Origin of the sequence: Streptomyces sp. NPDC088746 (genome assembly GCF_044751065.1) — a bacterium.
Lineage (GTDB): Bacteria > Actinomycetota > Actinomycetes > Streptomycetales > Streptomycetaceae > Streptomyces.
Genome location: NZ_JBIVLA010000007.1, coordinates 184,049 through 195,953 on the forward strand (window position 1 = coordinate 184,049; position 11,905 = coordinate 195,953).

Below are 11,905 nucleotides of genomic sequence, written 5' to 3' on the forward strand. Positions count from 1 at the left end.
GACGTCAGGGCGTGTCCAGCAGGGCCGTCTGCATCTGCACCGTCCTGCGGCGGGCGATGCGGGTGGCGCGGCCGGGCGGGAGGTTGCGGCCCTTGACGTTCCCGAAGACGTAGCCCTCCGAGGGCGGGCAGGACAGCAGCAGACCCGGGGTGTTGACCTCCTGGAGCCTGCGCAGCAGATGGTCGCTGAGGCCCCGGCCCGCCCCGGCAGCCGAACGGGCGACGACCAGGTGGAGCCCGACCTCCCAGCCGAGCGCGAGCTGGTCCAGGAGGGGGTCGAACGGGGCGTTCATCGGGCCGGTGCCGAGCATGTCGTAGTCGTCGACGAGGACGAAGAGCCGCGGGCCCGTCCACCAGTCGCACAGCTTCATCCGGGCCGGCGCGATGTCGGGGCCCGGCACCCGTGTGCGTACCGCACGGACCGCGCCGTCGACGAGTTCCTTGAGCGCGTCGATGGAGACGGCGTGGCCGAGCCGGTAGGCGTCGGGGACCACCTCCACCAGCTCGCGGCGGTAGTCCACCACCATGATCCTGGCCTCGGCCGGTGTGTAGCGGGCCATGACGGCCTCGGCCGTCAGCCGGAGCAGGTTGGTCTTGCCGCTCTCGCTGTCTCCCACCACGATCATGTGCGGGCTCTCGCTGAAGTCGTGCCAGACCGTGGAGAGTTCCTCCTGCTCCAGGCCGAGCGCCATACGGAAGTCTCCTTCCGCCGGGGGGAGTTCCGAGGAGGGCAGCGCCGTCGGCAGCATCCGTACCGGCGGTGCGGGCGGCCCGGACCAGGACTCCTGGAGGGCGGCGACCAGACCGGCCACCCCCTCGGCGAGGTCGTCGGCGCCCTCCACCCCGTCGATGCGGGGCAGCGCCGTCAGGTAGTGGAGCTTGCCCTCGCGGGTCAGGCCCCGGCCGGGGGTGCGGGGGACCGTGGCGGCCCGGCGCATGTCGATGCCGGAGTCCATGGGGTCGCCCATCCGCAGCTCCAGATGGGTGGCCGCCTGGTCGCGTACGGCCGAGGACAGCTCCACCCAGCGGGCGGTGGTGACGATCAGGTGGATGCCGTAGTTCAGCCCGCGCGCCGCTATCGCGTTGAACGTGCTGATGTGGTGGTCGTAGTCCTGCCGCACCGTCGACCAGCCGTCGATGACGAGGAAGACGTCGCCGTGCCGCTCCTCGGGGAACTCCCCGGCCGCGCGGCGGCGCCGGAACGTCGCCATGGAGTCGATGCCGTGCTCCAGGAAGAAGCGCTCGCGCGCCGCCATCAGGGTGTTGACCTCGGCGATCGTACGGCCCACGCGTTCGCTGTCCAGGCGGGCCGCGACGCCGCTGGTGTGGGGCAGGCCCGCGAGTGACGCGAGGGTGCCGCCGCCGAAGTCGAGGCAGTAGAACTGCACCTCGTCGGGGGTGTGGGTGAGCGCCAGGGACGTCAGGATCGTGCGGACCATGGTGCTCTTGCCGCTCTGCGGGCCGCCCGCGACGGCGACGTGCCCGCCGGAACCGGCCAGGTCGACCTGGAGCAGGTCGCGGAGCTGGTCGAAGGGCCGGTCGATGATGCCGATGGGCACCCGCAGCCGGCCGCGCCCCTCCCAGCCCGTCGTCGTCAGCCCCAGAGCGGGGTCGGGGGTGAGCGGCGGCAGGATCTGGTCGAGCGTCGGGGGCAGGCCGAGCGGCGGCAGCCACACCTGGTGCGCGGGCGGCCCGGCGCCCAGCAGCCGCTCCACGGCGACGGACAGCAGCGTGTCGCCGGTCTCGTCGGGCTCGGGGTCGGGGTCGGGGGCGGCGGGCAGATGGCGCGGCACCACGTACCCCGTCGTCCAGGGCACGGTCTGGCTGGCCACCCGGGCCTGGTTCGCCCCGCCGGCGCGCTGCCGGTAGGGGCCCGAGACGTAGGCGGCGCGGAACCTGGTCAGCGCCTCCACGCCCGACTTGAGGTAGCCGCTGCCCGGCTGGGGCGGCAGCTGGTAGGCGTCCGGCACCCCGAGGACGCCGCGGCTCTCCATCGCGGAGAACGTACGCAGGCCGATGCGGTACGAGAGGTGGCTCTCCAGCTGGTGCATACGGCCCTCGTCGAGCCGCTGCGAGGCCAGCAGCAGGTGCACGCCGAGGCTGCGCCCGAGCCGGCCGATCATCACGAAGAGCTCCATGAAGTCGCGGTGCGCGGACAGCAGTTCGCTGAACTCGTCGACCACCACGAAGAGGCTGGGCAGCGGGGCGAGCGGGGTGCCGGAGGCGCGGGCCTTCTCGTAGTCCAGCGCGGAGGCGTAGTTGCCCGCGCTGCGCAACAGCTCCTGGCGGCGGATGAGCTCACCGTGCAGGGCGTCCTGCATACGGGAGACCAGGGCGGCCTCCCCCGCGAGGTTGGTGATCACGGCCGAGGTGTGGGGGAGTTCGTCCAGACCGAGGAAGGTGGCGCCGCCCTTGAAGTCGACCAGGACGAAGTTGAGCGTCTCGGAGGAGTTGGTCAGCGCCAGGGCCAGGACCAGCGTCCGCAGCAGCTCGCTCTTGCCGGAACCGGTGGCGCCGATCAGCATCCCGTGCGGACCCGACCCGCCCTGCGCGGACTCCTTGATGTCGAGCTCCACCGGGGTGCCGTCGGCGCCGACCGCGATCGGCACCCGCAGCCGGGCGGGTCCGGCGCTCCGCTGCCAGAGGCCGGGCGGGTCGTGGCGGTACAGGTCGCCGATGCCCAGCAGAGCGGTCAGCTCCACGTTGGTGGAGAGCGGCTCCCCGGTGTCGGCGCCGGTCCCCATGCGGTACGGGGAGAGACGCTTGGCGAGGGCGGCGGCGCCGGTGGGGCCGAAGCGGTCGGGGCGGCCGAGCAGCGTCGTCTGCTCCTTGCGGTCGCGGTCGGTCCGGACGAGGCCGAAGGAGCCGGGCGTGACGTCGAAGCGGAGGGTGACCCGGCCGGGGCGCCAGGTCAGGGCGCCGGACAGGTCGAGGACGACGGTGTTGCGGAGGCCGGGCCCGTCCAGCCGGTGGCCGGCCGGCACGGTGCCGCCGTCCACGACGATCACGGTGAACGGCTCCTCGCGCCCGGCGGCCGCGTCCGGGTCGAACGGCGGACGTTCCAGGAACTCCGCGCCGAGCAGGTCCTCCAGCTCGTTGAAAGCGGCTCCCGACATCCTGGCCGGGCCCGCGCCGTCGCTCTCCTGCGGGTGCATGTGGTGCGGGAGCCACTTGGCCCACTCCCAGTCCGGCCGACGCTCGTCGGACACGCACAGGGCCACCCACACGTCGTCCGGCGCGTGGAAGGTGACCAGCTGGGCCACCATCGCCCGTGCCACGGAGCGGATCTGCTCCTCGTCGCCCCGGAACAGCACCCGCGCCCAGGCCCGCAGATAGATCGCGATGGGCTGCTCGGGGACGGTCGCGTACGCACGGATGAAGCTGCGCAGGGCGTGTGCGGCGAGCGGCTCCAGGTCCTCCACGGGGCTGGTCGCCATCGGGGTCAGCCGCAGCCCCAGCTTCTGCTCCCCCACGGCCACCCGGACCTCGCCGAAGTCCTCGTCCTGCGGGCGGCGTTCCCAGAGCCGGGTGGAGCCCACCAGGGACCACAGCGCCGCCGGTTCGGGGTGGCGCCAGGCCAGGGCGCGCTGCTGGTCGACGACGGCCGCCCTGACCTTGCGCCGGGTCTGGCCCAGATAGCGCAGGTAGTCGCGGCGTTCGCCCTTGAGCCGCTCCTTGCGCTCGCTGCTCCTGCGCATGGCCTGGCCGACCATCATCGCCCCGGTGGACAGGACCATCAGGCCGAGCGCGAGGTAGATGAAGCCGCCGCTGCCCTTGGTCATGCCGGGGCGCATGAACATCAGCATCATCGACACGGACATCAGCGCCATCGGCAGGTAGGTCCAGACGGCCGAGGAGTCCGGGACCACCTCGGGCAGTGTGGGCGGCTCCTGAAGGCTCAGTTCACCGTCGGGCATTTCCGGGCCGCGCCGGCGGGCCGGCCGTCGGAACAGGACCACGCTCAAGGAAGGGTCTCCATCGTCGGACGGGTCACACAGGGGTTCGACGAAAGCATGGGCCGGGGGCCGTGAACGGACGGACAACGCCCAGGGGCGGATCCGTGAACGCTGGCGGAGAGTCGCCCGTCACCCCCCTCCGGGAGCACCGGGAGGCGGACCGCCGTGCTTACGATCCGTCGGACGTCCCCCACAACACCCCGGGCAGCGGCGGTCGTTCGAGCCCGCGCGGCTCAGGCGGACGCCCGCGCCGCACGGTGGCCGCGCCCCGGGAGAGAGGCCCCCATGACCGACACCCAGGTGGCCGGAGTGTGCCGCCTGACCGTCCGCGCTCCCGCCCGGAGCATCGACCTCGCCGTCCCCGCCGACGTACCGGTGGCCGATCTGCTGCCCGCCGTCCTCGGTTACGCGGGCGACGACCTCGCGGAGGAGGGCATCGAGCACGGGGGCTGGGTCCTGCAACGCCTCGGCGGCCCGCCGCTCGACGAGGAACGCACCCTCGACTCGTACGACCTGCGCGACGGTGAGACCGTCCACCTCAGGCCCCGGACGGAGGCCCTGCCCGAGGTCCACCTCGACGACCTGGTGGACGGCATCTCCACGACGATGAACGGCCGCCCCTACGGCTGGGGGCCCGCGGCGGGGCGGCGGACGCTCTGCGGTCTCGCCGTGGCCGCTCTCCTGGCGGGGCTGGCCGTCCTCGCGCTTCCCGCACCGCACACCGGGACCCGCGCGCTGTGCGCCGCCCTGGCCGGGATGCTGCTGCTCGCGGGTGCGGCGGCGGCGAGCCGCGCGGTCGGAGACGCCGGGGCGGCCGCGGCGCTCGGCTTCATGGTCGGTCCGTATCTGGCGCTGGCCGGCTGGCTGCTGACCGGCGGCGACCTCGGCGGCCCGCACCACGAGGACGTCCTGGGCCCCCGGCTGCTCGCCGCGTCCGCCGCCGGCACGGGCGGGGCCGTGCTCGCCCTGGCGGTGGTGGCGGCGTTCGCCGCGCTGTTCCTGTGCGTGGCCGTGATCGCCGTGTTCGGAGTGCTCGGCGCCGTCCTGATGATCACCGCGGACCTGGCTCCGGCGGAGGCGGCCGCGGTCTGCGTGCTGGCCGCGGTGGTGCTGGGGGCCTTCGTGCCGTCGCTGTCCTTCCGGATGTCCGGGCTGCGGATGCCGCCGCTGCCCACCAACGCCCAGCAGCTCCAGGAGGGCATCGAGCCCCACCCCACCGCACTCGTCGCGAACCGGACCGTGCTCGCCGACGGGTGGATGACCTCGCTCTACGGCGCGGTCGGGCTGGTCTGCGCCGGCTGTCTGGGGGTGCTGGTCCGTCATGCCGGGCTGCCCGAGACCGTCCTGGTGTCGGTCCTGATCGTCCTGCTGGCGCTGCACTCGCGCGGACTGGGACACGTCTGGCAGCGGCTCTCCCTCGTGGTGCCCGCCGCGGGAGGTGCCCTCCTGCTCGCGGTGGCGGGCGCCTGGACGGCCGATCCGGGAACCCGGCTGCTGGTGACCGGAACCCTGCTCTCCGTCGCCGCGCTGGCCGCGATCCTCTCCTGGACCGTGCCAGGCCGCCGGCTGGTGCCGTACTGGGGACGGGCGGGGGAGCTGCTGCACTCGGCGACGGCGATCAGCCTGCTGCCGCTGACCCTGTGGGTGCTCGGCGTCTACGGCGCCCTGCGCGCCCTCAACGCCTGATTCCGAGGGAGCGCCGTGCAGTCCAGACGAGATCAGGTCCAGGCCCACATGTTCGTCATGGGGCGCCTCACCTCCGGGATGCTCCGGGGCGATCCCGACGCACCGGAGAGCCCGCAGGGGCGCACCAACCGGGGCATCGCCCTGGGCATCGTCATCGCCGTGCTGCTGTCCGCCGGGGCGTTCGTCTTCGGGCTGCTGAAGCCGGGTACGACGGACTCCTGGAAGGCCGCCGGGACGCTGGTCGTCGACAAGGACACCGGTTCCCGTTACCTCTACCTGGACGGCCGGCTGCGTCCCGTACGCAACTACGCGTCCGCGCGGCTGCTGGCGGGCGCGGAGATGAAGACCGCGCAGGTCGGGGGCGCGTCGCTGCGGGGCACCCCGCACGGCACCCCGGTGGGCATCGCCGGCGCCCCCGACGTCCTGCCCGCCGCCGGTGACCTGGAGACCGGCGCCTGGCAGGTGTGCTCGGGGAGTGCGACCGGTTCCGCGGCCACCACGCTGGCCGTGGGCGCGGGCACCGGGGGGCAGGGGCTGCCCGCGGACCAGGGGCTGCTGGTGAGCGGTCCCGACGGCGCCGACCACCTGGTGTGGCGTGGCAGCAAGCTCCGGCTGGACCGTGCGGGTGGTGCGCCGGAAGCGCTCGGCTACGCCTCGACTCCGCGGCTGCGTGTGTCGGCCGCGTTCCTCAACGCCCTTCCGTCCGCCCCCGGTCTGGAGCCCGTCGAGGTCGCGGGGCGGGGCGGCAAGGGGCCCGTACTGGGGGGCCGGGAGACCCGTATCGGCGAGGTCTTCCGGATCACCGTCCCCGGGGCCGCGGGGCGCTACCACCTGCTGACCGAGGAGGGCCTCGTACCGCTCACGGCCACCGGCGCCGCCCTGGTGCTCGGCGACCCGGACACCAGGAAGAAGGTCTACGACGGACGCTCGGCCACCGCTGCCGACCTGGGGGCGGACGCCCTCGCGGACCACCGGGCGCCGTCCGGCGCGGCCGCCGGGGAGCTTCCGGAATCGCCGCCCGAGGCGGTGCTCCTGGAGGAGGGGCGGACCCTCTGCGTGCGGATCCAGGCCGGCGACTCCGGTACCCGGGTGAGCGTGGTGCTCACCTCCCAGGGCGCGCTGGGCACGGCGGCGCAGGCCCCGGCGGAGGGGCTGACCCCGGCCTGTGTGCGGGTCGGCCGGATCACCGTCCCGCCGGGCGGCGGCGCGCTGGTGCACGCGCTCGGAGCGGGCGGCGGCGAGGTGGGCGGCACGGTCTACCTGGTCACCGACACCGGCATGAAGTACCGGGTCGGGACGGAGGAGGCGGCCGAGGCCCTCGGGTACACCGCGAGCGCGGCCGAGGGACTGCCGGCCCCGCTGCTGGCGATGCTGCCGACCGGCCCGGACCTGACACCCGAGGCGGCGACGACCGGGCGCGCCGCGACCACCGCGGCCCCGTGCGATCCGAAATGACGGGTTACCGGAAATGGGCGGCGTACGAAAAGTGAATTCCAGGGGCGGCGGCCGACAACAAAGTAATGCGGACCGAGAAATTCACCGGCATTCGTTGCTGCCTCAACTTGCCCTTGCTTACGTTTGTTTGACACGACACCCACAGGTGTCGCCATCACCAGGAGGTGTTGTCCATGGCGGGCATGCAGCAGTCGGAGGCACGCGCCACACAGAACGGTGTGACCGCTCTGGAGCAGGCGTTCACCGGTGTCCAGCGCAGTCGGCAGGACGTCGAGAACATGAAGCTCAACCTCGCCTCCGGTCTCAAGGGATCGGACGGCAAGGCCTATCAGGACCTGCTGAAGCAGTGGGACGACCAGGCCGAGGTCATCTCCCGCAACCTCCGGGAGATGGTCGACACACTCAACGAGACGCTCCGGACCCAGGGCATGACGCAGGGCTCGTCCAACGAGTCCATCAACCAGGCGTACAGCCAGTCGCAGTCGATCTTCGACGCGCTGAAGGGCTGACCCCGCACCGCCGGGCCCCCGAATCACCCCACTCTTTGCGAAACGAGGCCGGACATGAGTGATTTCAGCGACGGTTACATCTATGTCGACTACGCCCACATGCAGAACGCCGCCGACGACATGGTCCAACAGACCAAGGCGATAGCGAGCATTCTCGTGAACCTGGATGCCGAGCTGCAGGAGCTGAAAAACACCTGGGAGGGCGAGGACCGCCAGGTGTACTCGCAGAAGCAGGCCGCCTGGAACTCAGCCGTGGACGCGATGAAGAGCCTTCTCGCCAGCCACTCGGCGCTGCTCACCGACGTCTCGGGCAGCTACCAGTACAGCGAGAAGTCCCTGACCCAGCTGTGGGAAGGCGTCCGCGTCGGCCGCTGACCGCGCGGCACATCCCCACGGGCGGCTGCCCCGGGCACGGGCCGCGGCGGCCGCCGCCCTCATGTTCTGTCCCCACGGCACCAGGAGGTATCGGCATGGCGCAGGGCGCGCCCGTGAACCTGGACAAGGCCTGGCTGGAGAAGTTCCTCAGCCAGGACATCAAGGGTTTCTCGGAGGAGATTCGGAAGATCCAGGGCGACGGGACGAACGCACCCGCGCTCTCCAACCTGCTGCCGGAAGGTGAGCGCCCGGAGGGCACCCTGGCCGGGGCGTCCGTGCCGCTGACGATTGGCGGCATGGTGAAGGACCCCCTCACCAACGGGCAGCGCCTCAACAAGGCGGTGGTCGACATGATCACCGAGATCGTCACGATCCTCGAGGAACAGAAGACCCTCTTCAGCAGTATCGAGGACGGTCTGGAGAGCACGATCGAAGAGCTGTTCAAGACGCAGGGGGCCAATCTGGAGAAGATCGACGGCCAGAAACTGCTGGACATCTTCTCGGACGTCGACGACGTACTCGGTGGAGGCAGCGGCGAGGACGACGACTGATCATGGCCGACGAGAATGTCAAGCCGCTCACCTCGGCCAACGATTCCTGGCACCAAGCGGTGATGTTCTTCACCGGATACAAGGCACCTGCGCGCGACACCCTCTTCAAGAGCCTCATCGGCAACGACGGCATTCCGCAGATGAAGGTGGAGATCAGCAAGCAGAACTCCGTGACGTACGTCGATGTGGACGACCTCAACTGGATGGTGGAGAACTCCGGCTGGCGCATCGAGAACACGGACTTCGTGATCCCCTTCTACGCGACCAGCGATGACACGGCGTCCACGGGCGACCAGGTCTCGATGTACAAGGCCCGTTTCACCCTGCTCGGCAACAAGAGCAACGACGGCCCTCCGGCCGGCGGCGTGGTGGAGGGCGGCGAGTTCAAGAGCCAGTACGACAACCACCTCGGCCTGTCGGGGGACAAGGCGACCTGGAGCACCGAGGACCTCACGCAGTACAGCTACGGCACGGGCCGGGCGCTGGAGGCGCTGCTGTACAAGGACCAGGGGACGCACGGCTTCGCCTGGAACGGCGTGGACGTCCCGAACGACCAGGCCGTCTCGCTGGGGTCCTTCGACACTGCGGCGGCCTCCTTCGACCGGGTCGCCCAGTTCTTCGCCGCGCGTAGCAAGGCCGTGGAGGAGTGGGAGAGCAGGCTCGGGACCGAGCAGAGCGAGGCGTGGCGGGGCCAGGCCGCCGGTGTCTTCTGGAATCTCGTCCACGCGCTCGGCAAGCAGTACGACGGCTACGCGAAGGACATGCGGCCGACGGATGCGACCGGGTCCCTCCAGGGGGACGAGATACGCCAGGCGAAGACGGACTTCCGCAACGCGGTGGTCGAGCTGCACCGCCGGTGGATGGACTGGGAACTCTATATGGGGAACCCGCTGCGATGGCTCCATGATCTGCTGAAGGAAATAGCCGACCATGTGTGGCACAACAATATCAAGCAGATCACTTACAAAGTAAACAGTACGGGCGGACAGTATGCGTCCTACTACACCACCTATCACACGACGGGTTCATTCAATCAGGATGCGACACGTCTGGGTAAAGCCGATGCCTTCGGCAATCTGACGGAACTCTCGACGTGGAAGAAGGTCGGGGAAAGGGCCATCGAGAACTGGCAGGCGTCGGTGATCGAGAACCTGGTGGAGCCCGCCGACGAGGCGATCCGCCTGGTGCACAACAGTTGGAGCACCAAGAACTTCGACCTCGGGTCCATCAGGACCAGGGGCGGCGAGGACCTCTCGTCCCAGTACGCCGAGGACCAGGCGGCCAAGGACAAGGCGGAGGCGGAGGCCGCGGCGGCGGCTGCCGCGAAGGCGCAGGCGGACTTCATGCAGTGGCAGAAGGACCAGGCGGCGGCCGCCGCCGCGGCTGCCGCCGCGGCCAAGGCCGAGCAGGACGCGAAGGAGAAGGCGGCCAAGGCAGAGCAGGACGCGAAGGAGAAGGCCGCCAAGGCTGAGCAGGACGCCAAGGAGAAGGCCGCAAAGGAGGAACAGGCCCGGCGCGACGCGGAGGCCGCGGCCAAGCAGGCAGAGGCCGAGGCGAAGCAGGAGGCCAAGGAGGCAGAACAGGAGGCGAAGCAGGCCGAGAAGGAGAAGGAGCAGGAGGCCAAACAGGCCGAACAGGAGGCCAAGCAGGAGGCCAAGGAGGCCGAGCAGAAGGCCGAGCAGGAACGTCTGCGGGCCGAGCAGGAGGCCAAGCAGGCGGAGCAGGAGAAGAAGCAGGAGGAGGCCCAGGGGCGCCAGGAGCAGATGCAGCTGCTGCAGATGAACCAGTCGAAGGCCGAACAGGAGCGGGCCAGGAAGGAGCAGGAGGCGCAGCAGGCCGAGGCCGAGGCGAAGCAGGCAGAACAGGAAGCGAAGCAGGAGGCCAAGCAGGCCGAGCAGGAAGCGAAGCAGGAAGCCAAACAGGCCGAGCAGGAGGCCAAGCAGGAGGAGAAGGAGAAGGAACAGGAGGCCAAGCAGGCCGAACAAGAGGCCAAGCAGGCGGAGAAGGAGAAGGAGGCCGAAGCCGCGCAGGAGGCGGCGCGCAAGGAGGCCGAGCAGCAGCAGGCCGAGCAGGAGCAGCGGCAACTGGCTCAGGAGAAGGAGCGCGAGGAGGCCCAGGCACAGGCGCAGGCCGCGTACGACGAGCAGCGGCAGCAGGTACTGGGCGGCGGCTCCCTCAATGGTGGCTCCCTCGACGGCGGCTCCCTCGACCGCAGGGCGCTCGTACCGGACTCCCTGGGCAGCGGATCGCTCAACAGCGGTCTTCTGGACGGCGGCACACCGGACGGTGGTTCGGCGGCGCGTGACGCCCTGAACAGGATCTCGGCCGACCCGGGAGCGATCGGCAGCGGTTCACTCAACGACGGGTCCCTCGGCAGCGTCCTCGGCGGTGACGACATCACGTCCCAGTCCCCCACCACCATCAGCGGTCCCGTCTACCAGGGCGACGGTCTCCCCGGCCCCGACGGCGCCGTCACCCACATGGACAGCGACGGCCGGGTGGTCACGGACCATACGGACGGCAGCCGTACGACCATCGACCCGCAGAACCACACCGCGACGATCACCCGTCCGGACGGCACGTCCATGACCGGCCCGCTGAACACCGGCGACACCCTGCCGAACCCCGACGGGAGCCTGTCCCACCTGGACTCCGAAGGCCGGCTCGTCACGGAGTTCCCCGACGGCAGCACCTCGGTCCTGGACCCCGAGACGGGCGCCACGAATTACACGTACCCGGACGGCACGACGACCTCCGGTTACCTGAACGGATCCCCCGGCAGCCCGCTGTCCGGGTACGACGGTTCCGCCTACGACTCCTCCTACGGCTCCGGGTTCCCCTACGAGGAGGAGCTGTACGACGAGCTCCCCTACGCGTCCCCGTTCGACCGGGCGGCAGCTTCGGCCGACGGGGCCACCTCCACGCCGATGATCGGCACACCGCTGAACACCGGCTCGCTCCCCGGCTCCTCGATCAGCGATTCCGGGCAGTCCTCCGGCACGCCCATGGGAGGCATGCCGATGGGCGGGATGCCGATGGGTGGTCAGGGTGGCGGTCAGGGCGGTCAGGGCACCTCCGAGCGCATCCGCAACGTGATCGACGGCGGTCAGGTCGTCAGCAACCGCAAAAACAGGGGCGGCGGCACGGGCCTGACATCGGCGAGCAGGGCGCCCGACGAGGCCCCCATCGCCCTGCCGCGGAACGCCACCACCACGAGCGGCGTGCCGATGGCCCCGCCCCCGGGCGGTGGTGCACCGGCCCGTCCGCAGACGGAGAGCGGCGACCGCGCGCGGGACGCGTGGATCCAGGAGGAAGAGGACGTCTGGGGTACGGACGAGGGAGGCGCGCCCGCCGTGATCGGCCGATGATGCCGG

The 11,905-nt window shown here is 71.1% G+C and carries 7 protein-coding genes; 6 read left to right on the plus strand and 1 reads right to left on the minus strand.

Going from position 1 to position 11,905, the window contains the following annotated elements:
* Positions 1 to 4: 4 nt before the first annotated feature.
* The gene (gene eccCa, locus ACIP63_RS28405) at positions 5 to 3,958 is read right to left on the minus strand and encodes a type VII secretion protein EccCa (protein WP_401521646.1); all 3,954 of its coding nucleotides are present in this window, start codon (positions 3,956 to 3,958) and stop codon (positions 5 to 7) included.
* Positions 3,959 to 4,240: 282 nt separating this feature from the next.
* Between eccCa and eccD the strand changes: the two genes are divergently transcribed.
* The 6 genes from eccD (at position 4,241) to ACIP63_RS28435 (ending at position 11,899) form a co-directional block, all read left to right on the plus strand.
* Entirely contained in the window at positions 4,241 to 5,641 is a 1,401-nt protein-coding gene (gene eccD, locus ACIP63_RS28410; protein WP_401521117.1) for a type VII secretion integral membrane protein EccD, read from the plus strand.
* Between the two features lie 15 nt (positions 5,642 to 5,656).
* A complete protein-coding gene (eccB, locus tag ACIP63_RS28415; RefSeq protein ID WP_401521120.1) occupies positions 5,657 to 7,096 on the plus strand; it encodes a type VII secretion protein EccB in 1,440 nt (479 codons plus the stop codon).
* 173 nt (positions 7,097 to 7,269) lie between these two features.
* Positions 7,270 to 7,605: a hypothetical protein gene (locus ACIP63_RS28420; RefSeq protein WP_401521123.1), complete on the plus strand. Its 336-nt coding sequence runs from the start codon at positions 7,270 to 7,272 to the stop codon at positions 7,603 to 7,605.
* 54 nt (positions 7,606 to 7,659) lie between these two features.
* The gene (locus ACIP63_RS28425; RefSeq protein WP_401521125.1) at positions 7,660 to 7,980 is read left to right on the plus strand and encodes a WXG100 family type VII secretion target; all 321 of its coding nucleotides are present in this window, start codon (positions 7,660 to 7,662) and stop codon (positions 7,978 to 7,980) included.
* A gap of 95 nt (positions 7,981 to 8,075) precedes the next feature.
* On the plus strand, positions 8,076 to 8,531 hold the full coding sequence (locus ACIP63_RS28430; protein ID WP_401521128.1) for a type VII secretion system-associated protein: 456 nt from the start codon (positions 8,076 to 8,078) through the stop codon (positions 8,529 to 8,531).
* A gap of 2 nt (positions 8,532 to 8,533) precedes the next feature.
* Positions 8,534 to 11,899, plus strand: coding sequence for an AAWKG family protein (locus tag ACIP63_RS28435; protein ID WP_401521130.1), 3,366 nt, complete (start codon positions 8,534 to 8,536; stop codon positions 11,897 to 11,899).
* Positions 11,900 to 11,905: the final 6 nt, after the last annotated feature.